The organism is Geodermatophilus sp. SYSU D00079 (assembly GCF_054050635.1).
In genome coordinates this window covers 44,663-68,531 of the sequence record NZ_JBJGZS010000026.1, presented here as the reverse complement: position 1 = coordinate 68,531, position 23,869 = coordinate 44,663, and the positions used below count along the sequence as shown (strand labels likewise).

Sequence of the window (23,869 nt, the reverse complement as noted above, 5' to 3'; positions counted from 1 at the left end):
GCGGCTTTCATAAAAAAAACCACCCACGTGATTTTACCCCCCGCGCCGCGGGCGGCGCGCCCCCCGCCCCCCCCCCCCCCCCCCCCCCCCCACGACCCAGCGGCGGCGTCGTGACCGGTCCATGACCAGGTGTGATGGCGGGCCGGGAGACGTCGACCCGCCCGGCGTCCGTGCCCCGGGACACGCCCGCTTCCCCTCCTACGTTCTCCTCGGGCCCGTGTGTCGAGGGCCCGGGGCGACGAGGAGAGGCGGGCGCGACGCTGATGAGGACCACCCTGCAGACGCTGGCAGCCGAGGGGCACCGCGGCGGGATCGACGTCCGGGTGAGCCTGCGCAGCGACGCCGGGTCGGGAGAGCACTCCTTCGACGGCGCCTGGTTCCCGCGCAGCCGCGACCTCGCCGTCGAGCTGCCCGAGCTGATCGCGGCCCTGGACAAGCGCGGCCTGCGCGTCGAGCGCTTCACCTACCCGCTCGACGCCTGGTCGCCGGCCCCGCGGAAGGTGGTCGTCGGCGGCCGCGTGGTGCGCACCGGCGGGTTCCGCAGCATGGACCCCGGCGTCGTCTGCCTGACCTGGGACGGCGGCACCCAGCGGGCTGACCTGCTCGTCGTCCCCCCGGAGACCGACGTCATCACCGGCGCCCGGGCGCTGCGGCTGTGCACCCGCCGCGGCCTGCCGCGCTCGCCCCAGATGGTCATGGCCGCGGCGCGCTCCACGCCGCTGCCGCAGGTGCCCGGGCTGGCCACGACCGTCTGAGGGGCCCCGCCCGGGGGTCTTGCGCCGATCGCGAACCGGCTGGACGGCGGGGGAGCGGGTGCAGTGGGCTGCTCCCATGCGACTGCTCGTCCTCGGCGGCACCCACTTCCTCGGCCGGCACGTGGCCGCGGCCGGTCTCGACCGCGGTCACGAGGTGGCCACCTTCACCCGCGGGGTGTCCGGGCAGCCACCGGTGGGGGTCCGCGCCCTGCACGGGGACCGTGACGACCCCGACGCGCTGCCGGCCGCCCTCGACGGGTGGGCGCCGGACCTCGTCGTCGACACCTCGTGCCAGAGCCGGGCGGCGGCCCGCAACGCCGCCGCGGCCCTGACCGGCACCGGTGACCGGGCCGTCCGGGGCTACGCGTTCGTCAGCAGCCTCAACGCCTACGCGAACTGGCCGCCCGGCCCCATCGGCGCCGAGGACGACGAACCGACCTGGAGCACGGACGACGACGAGTACGGGCCGGTCAAGGCCGCGGCGGAGCGGGTGCTCGGTGCGGCGTTCCCCGGCCGGTTCCTCACCGCGCGGGCCGGTCTGATCCTGGGCCCGCACGACCGGGTGGACCGGCTGGGCTGGTGGCTGCGGCGGATCGCCCAGGGCGGGCGGGTCGTCGTCCCGGACGCGCTCGACCAGCCGATCGCCGCCGTCGACGCCCGGGACCTCGCCGGCTGGCTGGTGGACACGGCCGAGCAGGGGGTGGCCGGTGCGGTCAACGCCACCGGCCCGGTCGGGATGACCACGCTCGGCGGGCTGCTGGAGCTGTGCCGGGAGGTGACCGGCTCGGACGCGGAGTGGGTGGTGGTCCCCGAGGCCGAGCTGCTGGCCGCGGGGGTGGAGCCGTGGCTGCACCTGCCGCTGTGGCTGCCGGCCGAGGTGGCCCGCACCGCCTGGCAGGTGGACACCACCCGGGCCCGCCGGCTCGGTCTGCCCAGCCGGCCGCTGCGGGAGACCGTCGCCGACACCTGGACGTGGCTGCAGGGCGCCGGTGAGCTCCCGCCGCCACCGCACGGCCTGCCGCGTCCCGGGCTGCCCGGGGACGTGGAGACGGCCCTGCTCAGCGGTCGCTGAGCAGGGCCGTCTCCACGGAGCTCCAGGGGGTCCCGTCTCGGCTCCTGGCCCTCCCGGGTCCCGCCTCGGTTCCTGGCCCTCCCGGGGCCCTTCCTCAGTCGCGCGGTGCGCTGGGCCGGCCGGCCCGGACGTCGCGGGTGAGGTCCGCGGCGTCGGCGGCGTCCGCCGGCAGCGCGATCTCGTCGTGCACGTGCGCCGCCTCGGCGGCCAGCGTGTCGGCCGACTCCAGCGCGCGGTCCTTGCGGTACTCGCGGAAGGAGTGGACGACCGCCGCGGCCCAGATCGCGTAGAGCACGGCGTAGACCGCGTAGCGGACCGGGTCGGAGGCGTCGATCCAGTCGCTCTTGAGCAGGGTGCGGGTGTTGGTCAGCACGATGACGCCGCCGACCAGCGAGCCGAGCATCCGCGGCGGCACGTGCCGCACCAGCCAGGCGGCGATCGGCGCGGCGACCAGGCCGCCGATCAGGAGGGCGAGCACCCACCCGGCGTCGATGCCCTGGGAGCCGAGGGCGAAGAGGAAGCCCAGGCTCGCGGCGAGGGCGACGAGGAACTCGGAGGTGTCGATCGAGCCGATCACCTTGCGCGGCTCCATGCGGCCGCTGGCCAGGATGGCGGGGGTGCCGACCGGGCCCCAGCCGCCGCCGCCGGTGGCGTCGACGAAGCCGGCGACCAGGCCCAGCGGGCCGAGGAAGCGCTTGCGCATCGGCTTGCCGAGGTGCCGACGGTCGACGCCGCGGAGGGTGAAGCGGATCAGCAGGTAGACGCCGAGCGCCAGGAGGATGAGCGACATCACCGGCGCGGCGACCTCGGTGGAGAGGTTGGACAGCACGGTCGCACCGAGGAAGGCCCCGACGGCGCCGGGGACGCCGATCTTGGCGACGACCTTCCAGTCGACGTTGCCGAACTTCCAGTGCGAGAGACCGGACGCGAGCGTCGTCCCGATCTCCGCGAGGTGGATCGTGGCCGACGCGGCGGCCGGGTTGGTGCCGATGGCCAGCAGCAGGGTGGTGGAGGTGACGCCGTAGGCCATGCCGAGGCTGCCGTCCACCAGCTGCGCACCGAGGCCCACGAGGGCCAGCAGGGCGAGTGTCTTCACGAGGGGGCTCCGGATCCGGGGAGGTCCGCGGGCGCGCAGCAGGGCGCGACACGACGCGGGACGAGCGTGGAGAGGGTGCGCGGGAGCGCGGAGGTCAGCAGCCCGGACAGCGGGCGGTGCAGACGCGCAGCAGGTCGACGTGGATCCGCCCCACCAGGAGCACCGTCGTCGCCGCCACGAGGGTTATGTCTACCAGATCGGTCGGGATATGCCGAACAGGGGTCCCACGGTGCGGGATCAGCTCCGCAGGACGTCGGCGCGCACCGTCGCCAGGGACACCACGGCGCCCAGCACGAACAGGCCCGCGCACACCAGCATCGCGCTCCGGTAGCCGGCGGCGAACACCTCCGGCCGGGCGTAGTCGGCCCCGGCCAGGCCCACGGCGACCGGCAGGGTGGCGACCGCGAGCAGCTGAGCGGCCCGCGCGACGGCGTTGTTCACGCCGCTGGCGACCCCGGCCAGCGCGTCGGGGGCCGCGGCCAGCACCGTGGCGGTCAGCGGCGCCACCGTCGTGGCCATCCCGAGACCCTGCAGCAGCGACCCGGGCAGCACCGCGGTCGGGTAGGACGACCCGGCGTCCACCCCGGCCAGCCAGGCCGTCCCCGCCGCGGTGAGCAGGGGACCGGCGGTCATCGGCAGCCGCGGGCCGATCCGCACGGCCAGCGACCCCGCCGCCGGCGACAGCAGGGTGATGAGGGTGATGGAGGGCAGCATGGCGGCACCGGCCGCGGTGGCGTCGTAGCCCAGCACCGTCTGCAGCTGCAGGACGAGGAACAGCGACGAGCCGCCCAGCCCCGCGTAGACGGCGAACGTGGCGAGGTTGGCCCCGGTGAACTGCCGCTCGGCGAACAGCGACGGCGGCAGCAGCGGGTCGCGCGCCCGCCGCTCCCGGACGACGAACCCCGCGCCGGCGGCCACCCCGAGGACGCCGGCCACGGCCACGTCCGCCCGGCCCGGGTCCTCGCCGGCCGCGATCAGCGCGTGGGTGACCGCGCCCAGGGCCAGCGCGCCGAGGGCAGCTCCCGGGACGTCGAAGCGGCCGCGGCGGGCCGGGTCGCGGCTCTCCGGGACGTGCCGCCCCGCGACGACGAGCACCACCGCGGCGACCGGCACGTTGAGCAGGAAGACCAGCCGCCAGCTGGCCGCGTCGACGAGCAGGCCACCCAGGAACGGGCCGAGCAACCCGGCGATGCCGCCGAACGCCGACCACAGGCCGATCGCGCGGGCGCGGTCCCCGGGGCGGAACGACGACTGCAGCAGCGCCAGGCTCCCCGGCGTCAGCAGCGCGCCGCCCACGCCCTGCACCACCCGCGCGGCGACCAGCTGGCCCGGGGACGCGGCGAGCCCGCACACCAGCGACGCGACGGCGAACCAGGCCACGCCCAGCAGGAACACCCGGCGGCGGCCGTACCGGTCACCGAGCGCCCCGCCGAGCAGCACCAGCGACGCCAGGGCCAGCGTGTAGCCGGTGACGGTCCACTGCAGCCCGGCCAGCGAGGCGTCCAGCTCCCGCCCGATCGCCGGGAGCGCGACGGTGACCGCGGTGGCGTCGAGGAAGGCCATCCCCGAGGCGAGGACGGTGGCCAGCAGGAGCCACCGCCCGCCCGCCGTCCCGAGCTCGACCGGTGGCGCCTGCGGGCCCGCGGTCACCGGCCGGCTCAGCCGATGATGTTGTGGGTGAGGAAGTAGGCCAGCGCCGCGACCAGGCCCGCGGCCGGCAGCGTGACCACCCACGCGACGACGATGTTGCCGGCGACGCCCCAGCGGACCGCCGACAGCCGGCGGGTGGAGCCCACGCCCATGATCGACGTGGTCGTGATGTGGGTGGTGGAGACCGGGACGGCGAACACCGTCGCGGTGGTGACCATGACGCCGGAGGCCACGGTCTGGGCGGAGAAGCCGCCGGCGGGGGTGAGCTGGATGATCCGCCGTCCCAGCGTCCGCATGATGCGGAAGCCGCCGGCGTAGGTACCCGCGCTCAGGGCGAGGGCGGCGGCCAGGACGACCCACAGCGGGACGGTGAAGTCGTCGATCTCCCCGGCGGTGAACAGCGCCAGGGTGATGACGCCCATGGTCTTCTGCGCGTCCTGCAGGCCGTGGCCGAGCGCCATGGTGGCGGAGCTGACGATCTGCGCGTACCGGAAGCCGCGGTTGGCGCGGGTCACGTTGGCGTTCCGGAAGGCCCAGAGGATGACGAGCATGAACAGGTAGCCCAGGCCGAAGCCCACCAGCGGCGAGACGACCATCGGGACGATGACCTTCTCGAACACGCCGACCCACTGGACGGTGTGCGCGGCGGCCACGGCCGCGCCCACGAGCCCGCCGATGAGCGCGTGCGAGGACGACGACGGCAGGCCGAACCACCAGGTGATGAGGTTCCAGACGATGGCCCCGATGAGGGCCGCGAACACGATCTTCAGCCCGTCGGACCCCTCCGGCGGGTCGATGATGCCGGCTCCGACGGTCTTGGCCACCTCGGTGGACAGCAGCGCACCGACCAGGTTCATCACCGCGGCCAGGGCGAGGGCGACCCGCGGGGTGAGGGCCTTGGTGCTGACCGCGACGGCGATGGCGTTGGCCGCGTCGTGGAAGCCGTTGGTGTAGTCGAAGGCCAGCGCCACCAGGACGATGAGGACCAGCGCGACGAAGGCCGCGTCCATACCTGGTCAGGACTCCTTGACGGTGATCGTCTCGACGACGTTCGCCACGTGCTCGAAGGCGTCCGCGGCCTCCTCCAGCTGGTCGGCCACCTCCTTGAGCTTCAGGATCTCCAGCGCGTCGAACTCACCGCTGTACAGGCGCGACAGCAGCCGCCGGTACAGCTTGTCCGCCTCGTTCTCGATGCGGTTGACCTCGATCCAGTAGTCGGAGAGGTCCTTGAGCGTCCGCAGCCGGGGCATCGCCTCGGCCGTGGTCTGGGCGGCTCGCTGCAGCAGGGCGGCCTGCTGGCTCATCTCGGCCGGCAGCGTGCCCAGGCCGGTGAGGATCACCAGGTCCGCGGCGGCCTCCACGAAGTCCATGACGTCGTCGAGGTCGCTGGCGAGGTTGTAGATGTCCTCGCGGTCGAACGGCGTGACGAAGCTGGAGTTCAGCTGGCGGAAGATCGCGTGGGTGGACTGGTCACCCGCGTGCTCGAGCTCGCGCAGCTTGTCGGCCAGCTCCCCGCGGCGGGCGTGGTCGTGGATGAACTCGCTGAGCACCGCGGTGGCCGCCACCAGGTTCTCCGCGGAGGCGGTGAACAGCGGGTAGAAGCTCGAGTCCTTGGGGGTGAGGCTGAAGGGCACGGCGTGGGGCTCCCGATCGGCTGAGGGGGACCGTCCACCCGCCTGCCTGGCGGTCGCACGGCCGTCGGGGAGCATAGGTGCCCGTTCACGGGCACTTCACCCGGACGTCACCCGTACGCGACGTCGGCTTCCTCACTGCCCAGCGCGGCGACGAGGTCGGCGCGGGCCCGGGCGACGCGCGAGCGGATGGTGCCGACCGGGCACCCGGCGACCTCCGCGGCCTCGGCGTAGGGCAGCCCCAGCAGCTGGGTGAGCACGAACGCCTCCCGGCGGTCGGGGGCCAGCCGCGCCAGCAGGTCGTGGACCACGGCCCCCTCGCCGACCCGGTCGGCGGAGCCGGTGGCGTCCAGGGCCTCGAGGTCGGCGTCGTCCCGGACCAGCGTGAGCCGGCGGCGCCGGCGCGAGCGCACCGCGTCGGCGCAGACGCGCCGGGCGATCGCCAGCAGCCACGTGCGCAGGGACGAGCGGCCCTCGAAGCGGTGCAGGGCACCGAAGGCCCGCAGGTAGGTCTCCTGGGTCAGGTCGTCGGCGGACTGCCGGTCGCCGAGCGCCGCGCACAGGCGCCAGACGTCGGACTGGGTGGCGCGCACCAGCGCCGCCGCGGCCAGGGGGTCGCCGTCGACGGCGGCGACCGCCAGCCGGTCCAGTTCGTCCACGCCTGCCATCCTCCCCGGGGTCGCGCTCCGGGCCGATCCCGAAAGTGGGGGGAACCATCCGGGCCCGCGCGACGACTACCCCATCATGCAGTGCACCCCCTACCGCGAGGCGCTCTCCGCCCGGCTGGACGGCGAGTCGTCCGGCGTGCCCGCCGCGGAGCTCGACGAGCACGTCGCCGGCTGCACCGGCTGCGCCCGGTGGGCCCGGCAGGCCGAGCTGGTCACCCGGCGCGCCCGGCTCGCGCCCGCGCCGCCGGTGCCGGACCTCACCGCCGCCGTGCTGGCGGCGCTGCCCCGGGAGCTGCCCGGCACCGCGGCGGCGGCCCGGGCCCGGCTGACCGCGACCGCGCTGCGCCTGGCGCTGCTGGCCGTGGGCGTCGCGCAGGCCGCGTTCGCCTGGCCCGCCCTGGCCACCGGCACGGCGGCGATGAGCGCACCGGTGCACATGGCACACGAGACCGGCGCCTGGAACCTCGGCATCGCCGCGGCCCTCGTCGCCGTCGCCGCCGCCCCGCGGCTGGCCGCCGGTGCCCTGCCGTTCCTCGGCACCTTCGCCGTGCTGCTCGCCGCCCTCACCGTCGCCGACCTGCGGGCCGGCCACGTGCACGCCGACCGCGCCGTCGCCCACGGGCTGGTGCTCCTGGGCGTGGCCCTGGTGGGCACGGTCGCGTGGCGCGGTCGGCGCCGCCGGGTCGTGCCCGCGGTCGCCCGCGAGCGGGTGCCCGCGTGACCGCGCTCGCGACGTCCCGGCAGGTCGGCCGCGCGCGCCGCACGCCCGCGGCGTTGCTGCTCCTCCTGGCGCTGGTCGCGGCGTGGCTCGGCGCCGGGGTGGTCACCGCCCCACCCGCCGCGGCGCACGCCGAGCTGGTCAGCACCGACCCGGGGGAGGGCGCGCGCCTCGAGCAGGCTCCCGGCCAGGTGACGCTCACCTTCTCCGAGGGCGTGTCCCTCGGCGCCGGGTACGCGCGCGTGCTCGACGCGGCGGGGGAGCGGGTGGACGCCGGTGCCGCGACCGTCGAGGGCCGCACGGTCGTCGTCCCACTGCGCGGCGGGCTGGCCGACGACGGCTACCTGGTCACCTACCGGGTGGTGTCGGCCGACTCGCACCCCATCTCCGGGGCCTTCTCCTTCGTGGTGGGCGACGGGGAGCTCCTCGCGGCCGGCGCCGCCGCCGAGGGACCCGGCACCGACGCGGTCGTCGCCGTCCTGCTGCCCCTGGCCCGCTGGCTGGGCTACGCCGGGCTGGCCCTGGGCATCGGCGTGCCCGTCCTCCTGCTGGCCGGTTGGCCCGCGGGCTGGTCCTCCCCGCGGCTGCGCGGGCTGGCCACCCGCGGGCTGGTGGCGGTCGCCGCCGGGGCGGTGCTGAGCTTCCTGCTGCAGGGGCCCTACTCGGCCGGCAGCGGCGTGCGCTCGGTGGTCGACCCGGCCCTGCTGGGCGCCACGGCGTCGTCGGCGAACGGCATCACGTTGCTGGTGCGGGCCGTGCTCGCGGTCGCGCTGCTGGCGCTGGTGTGGCCGGTGTGGCGCCGCGGGGTCCCGCCGACGCCCGCGCAGGTGGCCGGCGGTGGGGCCCTGGCGGCCGCGCTGGTGCTGGCCACCGCGGCCGTGGGGCACCCGGTGGCCGGTGCCTGGCCGGTGCTGGCGGTCGCCGCGGCCGCCGTGCACGTCGCGGCCATGGCGGTCTGGCTGGGCGGCCTCGTCGCCCTGCTCGCCGGCGTGCTGCGGGAGGACGGGCCACCGGCCGACCTCGCCGCCGCGCTGCCGCCGTTCTCCCGGCTCGCCGCGGGCTCGGTGACCGCGCTGGTGGTCACCGGGGTGGTCCAGGGCGTGCGCGAGGTCGGCTCGCCGGTCGCCCTGGTGACGACGACCTACGGGTGGGTGCTGCTGGCCAAGCTGGCCCTGGTGCTGCTCCTGCTCGCCGCCGCCGGCATCTCGCGGGTGTGGGTGCAGCAGCACCTCGGGGTGTCCCGGCCGCGGCCCGCGGGACGGCGCCGGGTGACCGCGCACGCCTTCGCCGCCGGCGCGGAGGAGGACACCGCGGCCCACCCGGCCGTCGAGTCGGCCGCCGGTGCCCGCGCCGAGGTGCAGGCCCGTGCCGCCGTGGCCGAGCGGTCGGCGCTGCGCCGGTCGGTGCTGGCCGAGCTGGGGATCGCCCTGGTCGTCCTCGGCCTGTCCTCGGTGCTCGTCGGCACCCCGCCGGCGCGCGCCGAGGTCAGCCGCCCGGTCGACGTGACCCTGCCGCTGGAGACCGCGGCCGGCACCGACGGGAGCGTGCAGGTCTCGGTCGACCCGGCCGCGGCCGGGCCGAACACGCTGCACGTCTACTACTTCGACGACACCGGCCAGCTCGCCCAGCCGGTCGACATCCGGGTGACGCTCACCGAGCCGGCCCAGGAGATCGGTCCCATCGACGTCGATCTCCAGCCCGCCGGGCCCGGCCACTACGTCGGCGACGGGATGACCGTCCCCGGAGCCGGCACCTGGACCCTCGCGGTGACGATCCGCGTCGACGAGTTCACCGCCAGCACGGCCAGCACCACCCTCGCCGTCCGCTGACCCCGCACCACCCTGGCCGTCCACCGACCCCGCACCACCCCACGTCCGACAGGAGAACCGTGTCCACGTCCATGCCCCGCCCGATCGCGCGCCTCGGCGTCGTCGTCCTGGCGGTGATCGTCGCCCTGGCCGCCGCCGTCGCCGGTGCCGGCGCCGCCTCGGCCCACGTCACCGTGTCCTCGGCCGACGGAGCCCCCGGTGGCTTCGGGAAGCTGGTCTTCCGGGTGCCCAACGAGAGCGACAGCGCCAGCACCGTGGCCCTGCGCATCAACATCCCGGAGGAGGCGGCGATGGCCTCGCTCCGGACCCAGCCGCTGCCCGGCTGGACGGTCACCCTCACCCGGGCCGACCTCGCGACGCCGCTGGAGAACCACGGCGAGCAGGTGACCTCGTACGTGTCGGTCGTGGAGTTCCGCGCGGCGGACGGCGTCGGCATCCGGCCGGGCGAGTTCCAGGAGTTCGCCCTGTCCGGCGGGCCGTTCCCCGAGACCGACGCGATCAGCTTCCCGGCGGTGCAGACCTACAGCGACGGCACCGAGGCCGCCTGGATCGAGCCGACCGTCGACGGCCAGGCCGAGCCCGACCGTCCCGCGCCGGTGCTGACGCTGGCCGCGTCGTCCGCGGCCGGGCACGGCACGTCGGCCGGCGGCGACACGACCGACCAGGTCGCCACCGACACCGCCGCCTCGACCGAGGCCGCCGGTGACGGCGGCTCCGGCACGGGCACCGTCGCGCTGGTCCTCTCCGTGGTCGCCCTGCTGCTGGGGCTCGGCGGCGTCGCCCTCGGGTGGCGCGCCGGGCGTCGTACCGTGTCCTCGTGAGTCCGTACCGCCGCAGCCGTCTGGTCGCCCTGGTCGCCTCGGCCGGGATCCTGCTGGCCGGCTGCGGCGGTGGCGCGGCCGCCGAGGAGGGCGGCGAGCACGACCACTCGGGCGGCGCCGCCGTCGTGGAGGGTCCGGAGGACCGCTTCGCCGGCGTCGACCTGCCCGACCCGTACCAGCGGCCGTCGTTCACCCTCACCGACACCACCGGGGCGGCCTACGACTTCGCCGCCGCCACCGCCGGCACGCCGACCCTGCTGTTCTTCGGCTACACGAACTGCCCCGACATCTGCCCGACGACGATGGCCGACGTCGCCGTCGCGCTGCGGAACGTCGACCCGGCGCTGGCCGGGCAGGTGCAGGTGGTCTTCGTCACCACCGACCCGGCGTTCGACAGCCCGGAGGTCCTGGCGGAGTACCTGGGCCGCTTCGACGCCGACCTGCCCAACCGCTTCATCGGCCTCACCGGCGACCAGGCCGCGATCGACCAGGCCCAGCTGGCCGCCGGCGTGCCGCTGGCCGAGGACTCCGGCCGGCTGCACTCCTCGCTGCTGCTGCTGTACGGGGCCGACGACCTCGCCCACGTCGCGTTCAACGGCGGGAACACCAGCCGCGACATCGCCGGCGACCTCACCCTGGTGGCCGGGGCGTGACCCGGCGGCTGCCGGCCCGCCTCCTCGTCGTCCTCCTCGGGCTGCTGGCCACCCTGCTGGTCGCCGGTCCGGCCGCGGCCCACGTGGGCGGCGGCGCCGCGGGCAGCGACTTCGACGGCCGCGTCCTCGCCGTCGAGCCGCAGCTGCCCGGCGTCACGGTGCGGGTGCTGTCCTTCGGCGACGAGTTCGAGGTGGTCAACGACACCGCCGTCGACGTCGAGGTGCCCGGCTACTCCGACGAGCCCTACCTGCGCATCGGCCCCGACGGCGTCTGGCGCAACGCCAACAGCCCGGCGACCTACATCAACCTGGACCGCTACGGGCGCACGGCGCTGCCGGCGCACGCCGACCCGGCCGCCGAGCCCGACTGGGTGCAGGTCTCCACCGAGGCCGAGTACGTGTGGCACGACCACCGCACGCACTGGATGAGCGAGGACCTCCTGCCCCCGGCGGTGGCGGCCGACCCGACCCGTGCGCACCTGGTGTCGGAGTGGGTCGTGCCCATGGCCTACGACGGCAGCGAGGTGCAGGTGCGCGGCGAGCTCACCTGGAGCCCGCCGCCCTCGCCGTGGGTGGTGTGGCCGCTGTACGCCGTCCTCGCCCTGGCCGCCGTCGCCGCCGGGCTGCTGGCCCGCGGGCCGCGCCCGCTGGGTGCCCTGCTGCTCCTGGGCGGCGTGGCCGCGCTGTGGCACGCGCTGGCCACCCCGGAGCCCCCGGCCAGCGTCTCGTCGCACGCCGGCGCGATCGTCTCGGCGCTCCTGCCGGGTCTGACCGCCGCCGGGGTCGCCGTCCTCGGGTTCGTCGTGTCCCGCCGCGGCCGCGGGACCATGACCGGCCTGCTCGCCGTCGTCCTGGGCTGGCTGCTGCTGGTGCAGGGGCTGCCCGACGTCGACGTCCTGTGGACCGCGCACGTGCTCTCGGCCGGCCCGGCGCTGCCCGCCCGTGCCGCGGTGGCGGTCCTGGTCGCGCTGGGCGCCGGGTGCGTCGTGGGCGGGGTCGCCGCCGTCCGCCGGTTCCGGGAGCACGAGGGGCCGCGCCGCAGCGGGCACCGCGCCGGGGAGCCGCTGCCCGTCGGCTGAGCGGCCCCCCGCGCGACGGTCCTACAGCTCGCCGGGTACCGACTGCAGGTGGGCCCGGCCGGAGAACAGCTCGTTGGCCCGCTCCAGGTCCGCCTCGAAGTCCACCTCGACGGCGGAGAACCGGGAGATGTCCAGCGGCTTGAACCGCAGCCCCTCGCCGAGGATCGCCGTCTCGATACCGCGCTCGAAGTAGTCCTGGGGGGCGCAGGCGCCCAGGTGCTCCACGAGGACGGGCTTGTCCGCCGCGGACACGTAGTTGATGCCCACCGCCTCGCCCAGGCCGCCGACGACGGTCTTGGACAGCTCGGCGATGCAGCCGTCGGCGTCGAGGGTGTACTTGACCTCCTCGTCGGCGACGCTGGAGGTGTCGACGCAGACGAAGCTCTCGTCGTCCCGCAGCGCCGGGAGGGCCGCCTCGATCACCGCGGGGTCGAAGACGACGTCCCCGTTGAGCCACAGGACGCCGCCGTCGCGGGTGGCCCGCAGGGCCCGGAGCAGGCTCTGCGAGGTGTTGGTGACGGCGAAGTCGGGGTTGTAGGCGAACCGCACGTCGGGGGCGGCCTCCATGACCCGCTTGGCCTTGAACCCCACCACGACGGTCACGTCGACCGACGGGCCGAGGACGGCGCGCAGGCCGTCGAGCTGGCGGCGCAGGATGCTGCGCCCGTCGTGCAGCGGGGTCAGCGGCTTGGGCCAGGGCCGGCCCAGCCGGGTCCCCATGCCGGCGGCGAGGATCACGACCTGGACCGGTGCGGGCACCGGCTCGGGAGCCGGTGCGGTCCCCGTCGCGGGAGCCGGCAGCGTGGGCAGTGTGCCGGTCAGGCCCAGGTGTGCGGTCGTGGCGCGGTCAGCGAGCACTGTCGTCCCCTCCTCGGGTCGTGGTGGTGGTGGTTCCGGCGGACGGGTCCGACGGGAAGAGCAGGTCGAGGACGCGCTCGGTGGCGTGCCCGTCCTCCAGGTGGCAGAAGGTCTCGCGGAAGCGGGCGTAGCGCTCGGCGTGGGCGGCGGCGACCGCGTCGAGGTCGGCGATGGCGTCGACCAGCTCCTCGCTGGTCGACAGCAGCGGCCCGGGGGCGACGTCCTCCAGGTCGAAGTAGAACCCGCGCAGCTCGTCGCGGAAGTACGCGAGGTCGTAGGTGAAGAACAACATCGGCTTGCCGGTGATGGCGAAGTCGAACATGGTCGACGAGTAGTCGGTGACCATGGCGTCGGCGGCCAGGTAGAGGTCCCGGATGTCGGGGTGGCTGCAGACGTCGCGCACCGGGGAGCCGTCGACGACCTCCAGGCGGTCCATGACCATGTTGTGCAGCCGCAGCAGCAGGACGTGGTCGCCCCCGAGGCGGGTGGTGAAGTCGTCGAGGTCCACGGGGAACTCGAAGTCCTGCGGCCCGGTCTTCTGGAACACCAGGTCGTCGCGCCACGTCGGGGTGTAGAGGACGACCTGCTGGTCGTCGGAGACCCCGAGGTCGGCCCGGACGGCGGCCCGCACCTCGTCGGCCCGCGGGCTGCTGAGCAGGTCGTTGCGCGGGTACCCGGTCTCGTGGACGGCGCCGGTGTAGCCGAACGCACCGCGCAGCCGCGGGGTGCTCGCGGCGTTGGGCGACAGCAGCAGGTCCCACTTGGCGATGTCGTGCTCCAGGTAGGCCAGCCGGCCCTCCGGCGCCCACCGGACGTCGTTGTGGATGCGCTTGAGCGGCGTGCCGTGCCAGGTCTGCAGGTAGGTCGCCCCGGGCCGCTTCTCCCAGTCCAGCGGGATGTGGTCGTTGGAGACGACCAGGTCGGCGCCCTCCAGCGCGGCGATCGACTCCGGGGTGCCGAAGGTCACCGTGGTGACGTCGTCGGGGAAGGTGGCCTGGGTGTGCGGCGCGGACAGCCACGTGTGGGTGGCGTCGACGCCGCGGGCCTGCAGCGCCTCGTAGACGGCGCGGGGGCTGTCGGAGAAGTGGCCGCGGAAGGCCACGTAGACGATGTTCACCCCGCACCTCCGGTCGGGGTCAGGGCACCGGCGGCCCGGCGGGTGAGGACGGGGAGCAGCAGGTCGGCCAGCTGCGACCAGGAGTCGACCAGGACGAGGACGCCGGCGTCGGTGAGCGCCGCCGCCCGCTCGGCCCGCTCGGCCTCGGCCACGAAGAGCAGGTTGCCGACGGTGGGGCAGCCGGCCCGCACGGCCGAGAGGGCGCCGGGCACGGAGTCCTCGACCGCCAGCCCGGTCTCGGGGGCGATGCCCAGCTGCTCGCAGGCGTGCAGGTACACGGCCGGGTCGGGCTTGCTGGTGGGCACCGGCAGCGAGTCCTCCGCGCTGAAGCGCACCGCCGCGGGGATGAGACCGGCCAGCCCGGTCGCGGTGAAGCAGGCGTCGAGCCGGGTGAGGGCGCTCGAGCTCACCGCGGCCAGCCGCAGGTGCGCCGACAGCGCCGTCAGGGCGTCGGTGGTCGGCCCGTGCGGGGTGAGGGTGGCCCCCAGGTGGGCGGTGACGGCGCGCTTCTCCTCGGCGACCCACGGCTCGACGTCGGCGTCGGGGTGCCCGGCCTCGGCGGCCAGCCGGCGCGCCGTCGTCCGGAAGTTCATGCCGGTGGTCGCCAGCCGCAGCTCCTCGGCGGTGAAGCGGCGGTCCACGCCGAGCTCGGCGAGGAAGCGGTTGGTGACCTCGGCGGAGGCGACGAAGGCCGGTTCCTCGGAGGGGAACAGGTTGCCGTCGGCGTCACAGAGCAGGGCCTCGAGGCGCCCGACGAGCGTCTCGGGGAGGGCGGGCATCAGCGGAGTTCCTCCGGAGGTCATCGGGGGAGGGGCAGGGGGAGTGCGGAGCCGACGGCGAGGGCCTCGGCGATCGTCCGGTGGACGCCGTCGCGGTCGAGCCGTTCGAGGACGGCCTGCAGGTCGGCGGCGAAGCCCGGCACGTCGCCGAGGTCGCCGAACACCGGCCGGACGCCGAGCAGCGGGCGCGGGTCCGCGCCGCCGGCGACGGCGAGCGCCTGGAGCTCCTCGGCGCGGGGGTCCTCCATCGGCAGCGGCCGGCCCGCGGGGTCGGTGCCGCGCAGGTACCGGCACCAGCCGGCGACGGCGAGGGTGAGCAGCCGGCTGGGCCGCCCCTCGGCCAGGGCCTGGCGCAGCGAGGGCAGCAGGTGGTGCGGCAGCTTGGTGGACCCGCGCCGGCACAGCCGCGGCAGCCCGTCGGCGATCGCGGGGTTGGCGAAGCGCTGCAGCAGGGTCTGCTTGTACTGGGTCAGGTCCACGCCGTCGGGCCGGGGGAGCAGCGGGGTGACCTCGTCGTCCATCAGCCGGGTGACGTAGTCGGTGAAGAGCGGGTCGGTCATCAGCTCGTCCATGCGGCCGAACCCGGCCAGCGAGCCCAGGTAGCCGAGCGCGGAGTGGCTGGCGTTGAGCAGCCGCGTCTTGATCAGCTCGTGGTCGCCGACGTCGGCGACGTACCGGACGCCCACCTCGTCCAGCGGCGGGCGGCCGTTGCTGAACGTGTCCTCGATGACCCACTGGGAGAACGGCTCGGTGATGACCGGCCAGCGGTCGTCCACCCCGTACCGCTCGGCGACGGCGGCCCGCTCCTCCGGGGAGGTCTGCGGGGTGATCCGGTCGACCATGCTGCTGGGGAAGGCGACCCGGTCGGTGATCCACCGGGCCAGCACCTCGTCGCGCAGGCGTGCCAGCCCGACCACGGCGCGCCGGGTGGCGTCGCCGTTGCGGTGGATGTTGTCGCAGGAGACGACGGTGAAGGGGGCCAGGCCCGCCCGCCGCCGCCGGTCCAGCGCCTCGACCAGGTAGCCGAACACCGTGGTCGGCGCGTGCGGGCTGGCGAGGTCGCGCAGGACGTCGGCGTCGTCGGGGTCGAAATCGCCGGTGTGCGGGTCCAGCCGGTAGCCGGCGCCGGTGATGGTGAGGGTGACCATGCGGGTGCGCGGGTCGCTCAGCCGGTCCAGCACCGCCGCGGGTGCGTCGGGGGCGAAGAGGTAGTCGACCATCACGCCCACGACGCGGGCCCGCTCACCGTCGGGGCTGCGCTCGACGACGGTGTAGAGGTGGTCCTGCGGGGCCAGCGCCTCCTTCATGGTGCGGTGCCGCAGGCCGACGCCGACGACGCCCCACGCGTCGGAGATGCGGCGCTCGGCCAGCTCGTCGAAGTACAGCAGCTGGTGGGCGCGTGAGAAGCCGCCGACGCTGAGGTGCACCACGGCCGGGGTCAGGGCCGCGCGGTCGTACGTGGGCACGGTGAGCCGGGCGCCGTGGCTGCGCAGGGTCTCCTGGCTCAGCGGGCGGATCACGGGCCGGGTGGCGGGGAGCGTCAGGGCGACGGTCGGCGTGTCCGGTGCTGGGAGTACTCGTGGTGCCGGGAAGCGCTCCGGACTCGCCATGCAGCATCGGCCCTCTCTCGTGCGTGTGGTGCGGTCGCCCCCTCGCAGCGGTCCCGTCCTGTCGTCCCCGCCCGCCGGTCAGCGGGGGGCAACGGGTGGTGCAGCGTCGATCATGACTACACGGCGGATCTCGTGCTGGCTACTCGGGGGTCGTGTGCGACGGGTGTCGCTGGACGTTCGAGCGCGGACGGTTTCACGCCGGGGACATGACGTGACCGGAAACCGTCGCGCCCAAACCTCTGCGCTCACCCACTCGTGCGACACGCGGGGTGTGTGGGACACGACACAGCGGCGTGTCCGCGACGACGCGCCGAGCACAGGGTCACGAATGGGTCACGGAGTGTTTGGATGGGTGCACCCCATCGGGCCCGGCGACGGGCTTCTCCCCTCGAGGCGGGTAGGTACATGGCCGCACGGCGTCGCTCGACGAGTTCCCCGGAGTCCCCGGCTCCGGCCTCCCGCCGGGCTCCCCGCGCCACGGCCGGGCCCGCCGGCGGGCGGGTGCCGGGTTCCCGTCGCGCCCCGCTGCTGCTCGCCGCGCTGGTCGCCGGCGGGCTGGTCGCCGGGGTCACCGGGATCACCGGTGCGCCCGACGCCGCGGCGGAGGCCACCTCGGTGCGGACGGCCCAGGCCGAGCTGCTGACCGCCGAGGAGGACGTCGAGATGCTCCCGCAGGCGTCGATCTCCGTGGCCGAGGCCGAGGCCCGGCTGGACGAGGTGGCCGCCTCGCGGGCGGCGCGCGCCGAGGCCGAGGCCGCCGCGGCCGAGGCGGCGCGGGAGGCGGCCCGTCCCCGCGCCGTGCTCCCCGTCGCCGGTGCCCGGCTGACCAGCACCTTCGCGGCGCGCTGGGGCACCTTCCACTACGGGATCGACCTCGCCGCACCGATGCGGACGCCGGAGTACGCAGCCGTCGACGGCGTGGTCCTGCGCGCGGGTGCGGCCAGCGGCTTCGGTCTGGCCGTGTACGTCCTGCACGACAACGGTGACGTGACCGTCTACGGCCACATGGACAAGATCCTCGTCGAGCCCGGCCAGTACGTGGAGGCGGGGGAGACCATCGCGCTGCTCGGCAACCGGGGCCAGTCGACCGGCCCGCACCTGCACTTCGAGGTCCACAAGGGCGGCATCAACGGCAAGCGCATCGACCCGCTCCCGTGGCTGGCCGAGCGGGGCGTCGACGTCTGACCGCTCCCGGTGGGCGTGGTGGGATGCCGGTCGTGGGTTCCGCCGCCGAGGACGCCAGCCGGCGGCTGCTCCGTGCCCGGGACGCGATGGACCGGGCCTACGCCGAGCCCCTCGACGTCCCGACGCTGGCCCGCATCGCGCACGTCTCCGAGGCGCACTTCATCCGCACCTTCCGGGCCACCTTCGGGGAGACGCCCAACCGGTACCTGCAGCGGCGCCGGGTGGAGCGGGCGATGTCCCTGCTGCGCTCCACCGACCGCAGCGTGACCGACATCTGCATGGACGTCGGGTTCTCCAGCCTCGGCACCTTCAGCCGGGTGTTCCGCGACGTCGTCGGGGAGCCGCCGAGCGCCTACCGCCGCCGCGGGCCCTTGCCGCCGGTGCCCACCTGCTTCGCGATGGCCTGGGCCAGACCGAGCAGTTTCGGAGAAGCGCCGGGAGAGTGACCCTCCCTAGCGTTGCCCCCATGCTGACCTCGATCACCATCACCCAGATCTACGTCCCCGACCAGGACCAGGCACTCGACTTCTACGTCGGCAAGCTCGGTTTCGAGGTGCAGTCCGACATGGACTTCGGCCCGATGCGCTGGCTGACCGTCAACCTCCCCGGCCAGCCGGACCGCGCCGTCCTCCTCGAGAAGCCCGGCGCACCGTCGCTCAGCGAGGAGACCGCGGCCCAGGTGCGGGCGCTGATCGCCAAGGGGGCGGCCGGCGGGCACCTCTTCTTCGCCTGCGACGACGCCTACAAGACCCACGCCGAGCTCAAGGCCAGGGGCGTGGAGATCACCGAGGAGCCGGTCGACCAGCCCTACGGCATCGACTTCGGCCTCCGCGACCCGTTCGGCAACCACATCCGGATCGCCCAGATGAAGCAGGGCTGACCGTCGGCACCAGCGGTGCCCCGCCGCACCGACCCCCCTGCGCCGGCGCCCCGTCGGGGCCCTGTACAGTTGCTCCCGGCTCGGACACACCAGACCGGGTCGGGTACGGGGCTGTGGCGCAGCTGGTAGCGCACCACACTGGCAGTGTGGGGGTCAGGGGTTCGAGTCCCCTCAGCTCCACCCTCATGACCAGGCCGCTCTCCTCCGGGAGAGCGGCCTGAGTCGTCTCTGGTCGCAGTCGGACCGCCTGCACGGGGCAGCCGTACCGCGCTCATCCGGTCGGCGGCCCGGCAGCTCCATGCCCACCCGCGGGTGGACGTGCTCGCTCAGCAGCAGGGTGGCGGGGGTGTGCCGCCCGTCGTGCAGGCGGACGGCGCCGGGACTCCTGTCCCGCCGTCGCCGCTCACGTCCACGCTGTCGCGCTCGGTGTCCGGGACTGCCGCTGTCCCCCTTGCGACCGACACTGCAGACGGGCCTCCAGTGACGCGTCACCACGAGTTCCGGGAACGGCAGGTGCACGAGCCGTGATGCCCCGTGGTCTTGTCGTCCCGTAGCGGGAGCGCTGAGCGGGTGATGGCTCGGGTACGGGCGGTCGCGGGCGCCAGGGCTGTCGCTGGGCGGCGGGGCCTCGTCCGCTCGGGGACGGGCCCTCGATGGGCGAGTACGTTGCCAGCTGCGCCGCACCAGCGGCCTTGGACAGGTCATGCAGTTGGCCTGGCGGATCACGGGCCACCCGCCACGGGCGACTCGCTCCGGAGGTCGAGAGCCTTCGTCGACCAGCCGGACCTGACAGAGCGGACTGCGATGAGCCCCGACGACCAGCGGCCGCCCGGGCGTCGCGACGTCCATGACGCCTTCGCCGAACTGGGCCGGCTCTCCTTCGGCGACACCTCCCTGGACGCGATGCTGCAGAAGATCGCCGACCTCGCCAAGCAGGTCATCCCCGGCGTCGCGGAGGCCTCGGTCAGTCTGGTGGTCAACGACAAGGCCACGACCGCCGCCTTCACCGGCAAGCTGGCGGTCGACCTCGACGAGCCGCAGTACGGTCGTGGCTACGGCCCCTGCCTGGAAGCGGCGGTGGGGGAGGAGGTCCGAGAAATCACCGACGCCCGCGAGGAGACGCGCTGGCCCGACTACGCCCAGGTGTGCGTCGAGCGCGGCTCTCTGAGCTCGATGTCGGTCCCCGTTCCGGTGCGGCAGGTCGTCCACGGTGCCCTGAACCTCTACGCGGTCGAGGCCAACGCCTTCAACGACGAGGCCAGGGACGTCGCCCGGGCGTTCGCCTCCTACGTCGCCGTGGCGGTGCACAACATGCACCTCTACGAGAGCAGCCGTGAGCTCGCCGAGAACCTCGACCGGGCCATGCAGACGCGGGCCGTCATCGAACAGGCCAAGGGGATCCTGATGAGCCAGCGACGCTGCGACGCGTCAGAGGCCTTCCATCACCTCGCGGCCGCCTCGCAGCGGTCCAACCGCAAGCTGCGCGACATCGCCCAGGCCATCGTCGACGGTGTGAGTCCCGCCCCGGGTGGCGAGGCGTAGTCAGCGTCGACCACGTCCTGGATCCGTCCCCGACCAGGGCGGCTCGCAGGCGCCGACCGCCTCGGACGTCCGGGAGGCGGCCCCGCCACCCCGCGGTCAGGAGTGGCGGGGCCTGACCGCGGCACGCCCCCCGGGCGGCGGCCGCGGCTGCATGGGGGCGCGAGGAGAGGCTATCGGTCTCGCTGCTGGTTCGCCCGGTCAGCGGATCGCGGAGACCGGGTCCGGACGAGCGGGAGTTCGCCGGTGCGGACGAGGTGCTCGGCGATGTCGCGGACCTTGGCGTTCCTGCTCATCGAGACGGTGGCCAGGGCTTCGAAGGCCTGGCCAGGGGTCAGCTTGTGCCGCTCGATCAGGATGCCCTTGGCCTGCTCGATGACCGCCCGGGAGCCGAGCGCGATCTGGAGGTTGTCGGCCGTCTCCCGGGCCCTGCGGTACGCCTGCACGGTTCCGGCGGCGACCGCCGCGTAGGGAGCGAACCCGGTGGCCACGGCCCGGCTGGCCTCGTCGAAGGCGTCCGCGCTCCGGGCGTAGACGTTCAGCGATCCCGCGACCTGCTCCTCTCCGGTGACGACCAAGGGCACCGCCAGCAGACTGAGGACGCCGTGGTCGGCGACGTACCGCCCGTAGTCCGGCCAGCGGCTGTCCACGCGCGTGTCGCCGATTTCGACCAGGATGCCGTTGCGGGCGGTGTGCAGGCACGGCCCGTCCCCGCGTTCGTACTGGACCTCGTCGAGGCCGAGAGCCAGTGGCCCGGTGTCGACGACGGTGCTCGGCTGGTCCTTGACCAGCAGCGTGACCGACGCCTCGGGGTCGCCGGGCATGACCCGCTTGGTGAGGTCGGCCATCGATTGCAGCAGGCTCTCCATGGAGAGTTCCCGCAAGGACAGCTGGCCCAGGTGCTCCAGTGCCTCGGCCGCTTCGATGGACCGTTGCTTCTCGCTGCCGGCCACCGCGGGCCTCCGGTCTGGTTGGTACCGGGGCACGACCTCGGCGGCGAACCCCACGGTGGGCTCCGCATCTGCGCTACGCCGCTGGCTGACGCAACATCGACGCCCGACGCCGGGCGCACGAGGACAGCCTATGCGACTGCCTGGCTCGCCGGTCCGCGCGGGGCACGGAGACGTGTCCCGCACCGGCGAACTGCTAGCGGTTCCGCCAGGCACGGGTCTAGCACCCGATATCATCGGCAAGTGACGATGAATGCCTCGGCGCGTGGGTCCTCGCCGGCGGTCGACGAGACGGCGGCGCTCGCGGCTGCGGCGTGCATGTTCCGCAGCCTGGGAGACCCCGCGCGGCTGGCGATCCTGCGGCACCTGTCGCTGGGCGAGCACAAGGTCGTCGACCTGACCGCTCACCTGGGTCTGGCGCAGTCCACCGTGTCGGCCCACCTGGCCTGCCTCCGCGACTGCGGCCTGGCGTCCTCGCGGCCGCAGGGGAGGGCGTCCATCTGGTCGCTGACCCATCCTGCAGAGCTGCTCGACGTCTTGGCGGCCGCCGAGCAGCTGCTGACGGCCACCGGTGACGCGGTTGCCCTGTGCCCCACCTACGGTGAGGCGGCGAACCGGTGACCACCGTGCACGCACGCCCGCAGCTCACCGCGGCCGCCCGGGCCCGGCTGGGCCGCCGTGCCCAGTGGCTGGCCGGCGCCAGCGTCGCCTACAACGTGCTCGAGGCCGTGGTCGCCGTCGCAGCGGGTCTGGTCGCCGGGTCGGTCGCGCTGGTCGGGTTCGGGCTGGACTCCGTCGTCGAGGTCTCCAGCGGGCTGATCATCCTGTGGCAGTTCCGGCACCGGATGCCCGAGTCCCGCGAGCGGCAGGCGCTACGGCTGATGGCCCTGGCCTTCTTCGCCTTGGCCGCCTACGTGACTGCCGAGTCGGTGCGCGCGCTGCTCTCCCCCGGCGAGCCGGAGTCCTCGCCGGTCGGCATCGGACTGGCGGTCGTCTCACTGGTGATCATGCCGTTCCTGTCCTGGGCGCAGCGCCGCACCGGCCGGACGCTGGGCTCAGCGACGGTCGTCGCCGACTCCGCCCAGACGCTGTTGTGCACCTACCTGTCGGCGGTGGTGCTCGTCGGACTCGTGCTCAACGCCACCCTCGGCTGGGGCTGGGCCGACCCGGTCGCCGGCCTGCTCATCGCCGGGATCGCGGTGAAGGAGGGCGTCGAGGCCTGGCGCGGTGACGGCTGTTGCGTTCCCGCCCACCTCGACGCGGACGCCGTCCACCACCGCTGCGGCTGCGAAGAGGGCTGCACCGACACCTGCTGCGCGCCGGGCCCGGGGCGGTCATCAGCGTGCAGATGACCCGCGGGAACCGCACCACTGAGCAGCCGCGGTCCGCCGGGTCGCACACGAACCACCGCCGTCCATGCCCCCTGATCGGCCGCTGTTCGCCAGCCATGCCGCGATCGCGGTCGCCGATGCCCAGGACACCGACCACATCACCACCGCCCTGGCCAGCCGCGACGTCATCGGTCAGGCCACGGGCATCCTGGTGGAGCGCCACAGGGCCACAGCGGACATGACATCCGGTCTGCTGGCGGAGACCAGCCCGGAGACCATTCACGAGTTCGCGGAGGTCGCCGGACAGCTCACGGAGACCGGCGTCCTCGGGAACCGAGGCCAGAGCACCACGGTGCCGCCGGTGCGACGTCCCTACCGCGGAGCGTCGAGAGCTTCCCGGATCGGGACGAGGCTCGGACTGCCGATGTCCCAGAGGGCTTCGTTCAAGGCCTGGGACAAGGCGTTGTGCTCACAGTCCGGCCATCGAGCGGTACCGCCGAGGTAGTCGACCAGATCGGTGCGGGAGCGGTTCCCGCCGCACTCGATGTAGGCACACCACAGCGAGTCCGACTCCAGGCCTCCGAGCCACCGGGCGACGACGGTCAGGGGGCATGCAGAGGCGGTGCTGGTCATGGGGTTCCTCTCGTGACGGACGGCAGGTGCGGCACCCGGGATTCCGGCGACGCGTGGGCTGGAGAAGGGCACCCCAGGCCTTGGGGTGGTGGGACCTGGTGGTTGTGGTGGATGCCACCGACGCCGGCGGCTGATCAGGAGTGCTGTGGCTTCCCCGGGGCGGAGCGGCCGGCCGTCGGCTGTCCTCGGCCCAGCGGGTGGCGGGATCTGGGTCGGTCGTCCGGTCCGGGCGGCGTGCTGGTACGGGCCGTGGCCGCGCACTGGTGGTGTCGGCCACCGTCTGCAGCAAGGTGTCCATCGACAGCCCGCGCAGGGACAGCCGGCCGAGCTGCTCGAGCGCATCGGTGGCACGTGCGGGTCGATGAGGGTCCTGCTGGCCGTCCACGGCACGGCCTCCGGTCGTGACACCGGGGCGGGTGACCTCGGCAGCGGGATCCCGGCGAGGGCCCGCATCGCGGGGTACGCCGCTGTTGGACGCACTGTCGACGCACGTGCACGTCGCCGCTGGACGGGACGGTACGCGCCCCGTGGGGGAACTGGACAGCGGTGACGGGCGGACCGTGGATACCGGCGAGGGAGCCGACCTCCCGGCTGCTGCCGAACCCGGCCCAGCACGCGAGCGGCGTGCGGTCTCCGTACGTCTCGACGTCGCCGTGACCAGGGGCTTCGAGCGCCCCCGTTGTCCCGGACGGGACGCTCGACCACGATTCCCTCACCCGTCCCTCCTGGAAGAGGTACGTCATGAGAGCGACCATCCTGTGGTCCCTGGCCGTCGGTGCCCTCGTGGCACTCATCCTGGTCATCGCGGCCGTCATCATGTCGGCGTCCGGCTTCCGGCTCGACGTGGAGCGCTGGGTGCTCATCGGCGCGTTCCTGGTCGTCATCGCCATGGCAGCCACGGCGATGGTCTTCTCGCTCAACGCGCTCAAGGAGGCCCGCGAGTCGACCGGTGGCGACGTGGAGGACGCCGGCAGGGGGCCCGGCACCTCGTCCTAGCGGTCTCCGGCTCGGCGTC

General features: G+C 74.5%; 25 protein-coding genes and 1 tRNA gene. 16 read left to right on the top strand and 10 right to left on the bottom strand.

Features of this window, described 5'->3' with window-relative positions; genetic code table 11:
- Nucleotides 1–263 precede the first annotated feature (263 nt).
- Both ACI79E_RS18495 and ACI79E_RS18490 read left to right on the top strand, forming a co-directional pair.
- Nucleotides 264–755 (top strand): DUF5994 family protein, encoded by a 492-nt coding sequence (locus tag ACI79E_RS18495; RefSeq protein WP_456934026.1) that lies wholly within the window; start codon nt 264–266, stop codon nt 753–755.
- Nucleotides 756–831: 76 nt separating this feature from the next.
- Nucleotides 832–1,827, top strand: coding sequence for an NAD-dependent epimerase/dehydratase family protein (locus ACI79E_RS18490; RefSeq protein WP_456934025.1), 996 nt, complete (start codon nt 832–834; stop codon nt 1,825–1,827).
- Nucleotides 1,828–1,921: 94 nt separating this feature from the next.
- On the opposite strand, the gene ACI79E_RS18485 is transcribed toward ACI79E_RS18490, so the two are convergent.
- The 5 genes from ACI79E_RS18485 to ACI79E_RS18465 form a co-directional block, all read right to left on the bottom strand.
- On the bottom strand, nt 1,922–2,923 hold the full coding sequence (locus ACI79E_RS18485; RefSeq protein WP_456934024.1) for a sulfite exporter TauE/SafE family protein: 1,002 nt from the start codon (nt 2,921–2,923) through the stop codon (nt 1,922–1,924).
- A 237-nt stretch (nt 2,924–3,160) separates the two neighbouring features.
- Nucleotides 3,161–4,573, bottom strand: coding sequence for an MFS transporter (locus ACI79E_RS18480; protein ID WP_456934023.1), 1,413 nt, complete (start codon nt 4,571–4,573; stop codon nt 3,161–3,163).
- Nucleotides 4,574–4,581: 8 nt separating this feature from the next.
- Nucleotides 4,582–5,583, bottom strand: coding sequence for an anion permease (locus tag ACI79E_RS18475; RefSeq protein WP_456934022.1), 1,002 nt, complete (start codon nt 5,581–5,583; stop codon nt 4,582–4,584).
- A 6-nt stretch (nt 5,584–5,589) separates the two neighbouring features.
- Complete coding sequence (locus ACI79E_RS18470) at nt 5,590–6,207, bottom strand: DUF47 domain-containing protein (protein WP_456934021.1); 618 nt, start codon at nt 6,205–6,207, stop codon at nt 5,590–5,592.
- A 107-nt stretch (nt 6,208–6,314) separates the two neighbouring features.
- Nucleotides 6,315–6,872: a sigma-70 family RNA polymerase sigma factor gene (locus tag ACI79E_RS18465; RefSeq protein ID WP_456934020.1), complete on the bottom strand. Its 558-nt coding sequence runs from the start codon at nt 6,870–6,872 to the stop codon at nt 6,315–6,317.
- Between the two features lie 76 nt (nt 6,873–6,948).
- On the opposite strand from ACI79E_RS18465, the gene ACI79E_RS18460 reads away from it, so the two are divergent.
- From ACI79E_RS18460 to ACI79E_RS18440, 5 genes are read left to right on the top strand one after another with little or no spacing between them, the layout of a single operon-like run.
- Nucleotides 6,949–7,593: a zf-HC2 domain-containing protein gene (locus ACI79E_RS18460; RefSeq protein ID WP_456934019.1), complete on the top strand. Its 645-nt coding sequence runs from the start codon at nt 6,949–6,951 to the stop codon at nt 7,591–7,593.
- Entirely contained in the window at nt 7,590–9,419 is a 1,830-nt protein-coding gene (locus ACI79E_RS18455; protein WP_456934018.1) for a copper resistance CopC/CopD family protein, read from the top strand. The genes ACI79E_RS18460 and ACI79E_RS18455 overlap by 4 nt, the downstream gene beginning before the upstream one ends.
- A 59-nt stretch (nt 9,420–9,478) precedes the next feature.
- On the top strand, nt 9,479–10,240 hold the full coding sequence (locus ACI79E_RS18450) for a YcnI family protein (protein WP_456934017.1): 762 nt from the start codon (nt 9,479–9,481) through the stop codon (nt 10,238–10,240).
- The gene (locus ACI79E_RS18445; RefSeq protein WP_456934016.1) at nt 10,237–10,893 is read left to right on the top strand and encodes an SCO family protein; all 657 of its coding nucleotides are present in this window, start codon (nt 10,237–10,239) and stop codon (nt 10,891–10,893) included. Before ACI79E_RS18450 ends, ACI79E_RS18445 begins: the two co-directional genes overlap by 4 nt.
- Nucleotides 10,890–11,972, top strand: a complete 1,083-nt coding sequence (locus ACI79E_RS18440; protein WP_456934015.1) for a hypothetical protein — start codon at nt 10,890–10,892, stop codon at nt 11,970–11,972. The genes ACI79E_RS18445 and ACI79E_RS18440 overlap by 4 nt, the downstream gene beginning before the upstream one ends.
- A gap of 21 nt (nt 11,973–11,993) precedes the next feature.
- Here the strand turns inward: ACI79E_RS18440 and ACI79E_RS18435 are convergent, their stop codons facing one another.
- The 4 genes from ACI79E_RS18435 to ACI79E_RS18420 are packed head-to-tail and all read right to left on the bottom strand — an operon-like array spanning nt 11,994 to nt 16,246.
- Entirely contained in the window at nt 11,994–12,830 is an 837-nt protein-coding gene (locus ACI79E_RS18435; RefSeq protein WP_456934014.1) for a phosphocholine cytidylyltransferase family protein, read from the bottom strand.
- Nucleotides 12,820–13,947 carry a CDP-glycerol glycerophosphotransferase family protein gene (locus tag ACI79E_RS18430; RefSeq protein ID WP_456934013.1) on the bottom strand — a complete coding sequence of 376 codons (1,128 nt, stop codon included), beginning with the start codon at nt 13,945–13,947 and terminating at the stop codon, nt 12,820–12,822. The genes ACI79E_RS18435 and ACI79E_RS18430 overlap by 11 nt, the downstream gene beginning before the upstream one ends.
- Complete coding sequence (locus tag ACI79E_RS18425) at nt 13,944–14,726, bottom strand: HAD family hydrolase (RefSeq protein WP_456934012.1); 783 nt, start codon at nt 14,724–14,726, stop codon at nt 13,944–13,946. The genes ACI79E_RS18430 and ACI79E_RS18425 overlap by 4 nt, the downstream gene beginning before the upstream one ends.
- A 20-nt stretch (nt 14,727–14,746) precedes the next feature.
- Nucleotides 14,747–16,246 (bottom strand): mannitol dehydrogenase family protein, encoded by a 1,500-nt coding sequence (locus ACI79E_RS18420; protein WP_456934011.1) that lies wholly within the window; start codon nt 16,244–16,246, stop codon nt 14,747–14,749.
- Nucleotides 16,247–16,837: 591 nt separating this feature from the next.
- Here ACI79E_RS18420 and ACI79E_RS18415 point away from each other — a divergent pair.
- The 5 genes from ACI79E_RS18415 to ACI79E_RS18395 all read left to right on the top strand — a co-directional run bounded on the left by ACI79E_RS18415 (nt 16,838) and on the right by ACI79E_RS18395 (nt 19,943).
- Nucleotides 16,838–17,521: a M23 family metallopeptidase gene (locus ACI79E_RS18415; protein ID WP_456934010.1), complete on the top strand. Its 684-nt coding sequence runs from the start codon at nt 16,838–16,840 to the stop codon at nt 17,519–17,521.
- Between the two features lie 32 nt (nt 17,522–17,553).
- A complete protein-coding gene (locus tag ACI79E_RS18410; protein ID WP_456934009.1) occupies nt 17,554–17,967 on the top strand; it encodes a helix-turn-helix domain-containing protein in 414 nt (137 codons plus the stop codon).
- Between the two features lie 20 nt (nt 17,968–17,987).
- Nucleotides 17,988–18,401, top strand: a complete 414-nt coding sequence (locus tag ACI79E_RS18405; RefSeq protein WP_456934008.1) for a VOC family protein — start codon at nt 17,988–17,990, stop codon at nt 18,399–18,401.
- A gap of 107 nt (nt 18,402–18,508) precedes the next feature.
- Nucleotides 18,509–18,581: transfer RNA gene (locus tag ACI79E_RS18400), tRNA-Ala, on the top strand.
- 624 nt (nt 18,582–19,205) lie between these two features.
- Nucleotides 19,206–19,943, top strand: coding sequence for an ANTAR domain-containing protein (locus ACI79E_RS18395; RefSeq protein WP_456934007.1), 738 nt, complete (start codon nt 19,206–19,208; stop codon nt 19,941–19,943).
- A gap of 170 nt (nt 19,944–20,113) precedes the next feature.
- Here ACI79E_RS18395 and ACI79E_RS18390 read toward each other — a convergent pair whose 3' ends face one another.
- Entirely contained in the window at nt 20,114–20,893 is a 780-nt protein-coding gene (locus tag ACI79E_RS18390; RefSeq protein ID WP_456934006.1) for an ANTAR domain-containing protein, read from the bottom strand.
- 246 nt (nt 20,894–21,139) lie between these two features.
- Between ACI79E_RS18390 and ACI79E_RS18385 the strand changes: the two genes are divergently transcribed.
- From ACI79E_RS18385 to ACI79E_RS18370, 4 genes are all read left to right on the top strand, one after another.
- Nucleotides 21,140–21,511, top strand: a complete 372-nt coding sequence (locus ACI79E_RS18385) for an ArsR/SmtB family transcription factor (protein WP_456934027.1) — start codon at nt 21,140–21,142, stop codon at nt 21,509–21,511.
- Nucleotides 21,508–22,242: a cation diffusion facilitator family transporter gene (locus ACI79E_RS18380; protein WP_456934005.1), complete on the top strand. Its 735-nt coding sequence runs from the start codon at nt 21,508–21,510 to the stop codon at nt 22,240–22,242. Before ACI79E_RS18385 ends, ACI79E_RS18380 begins: the two co-directional genes overlap by 4 nt.
- 64 nt (nt 22,243–22,306) lie before the next feature.
- Nucleotides 22,307–22,726: an ANTAR domain-containing protein gene (locus tag ACI79E_RS18375; protein WP_456934004.1), complete on the top strand. Its 420-nt coding sequence runs from the start codon at nt 22,307–22,309 to the stop codon at nt 22,724–22,726.
- 869 nt (nt 22,727–23,595) lie between these two features.
- Nucleotides 23,596–23,850, top strand: a complete 255-nt coding sequence (locus ACI79E_RS18370; protein WP_456934003.1) for a hypothetical protein — start codon at nt 23,596–23,598, stop codon at nt 23,848–23,850.
- Nucleotides 23,851–23,869 lie beyond the last annotated feature (19 nt).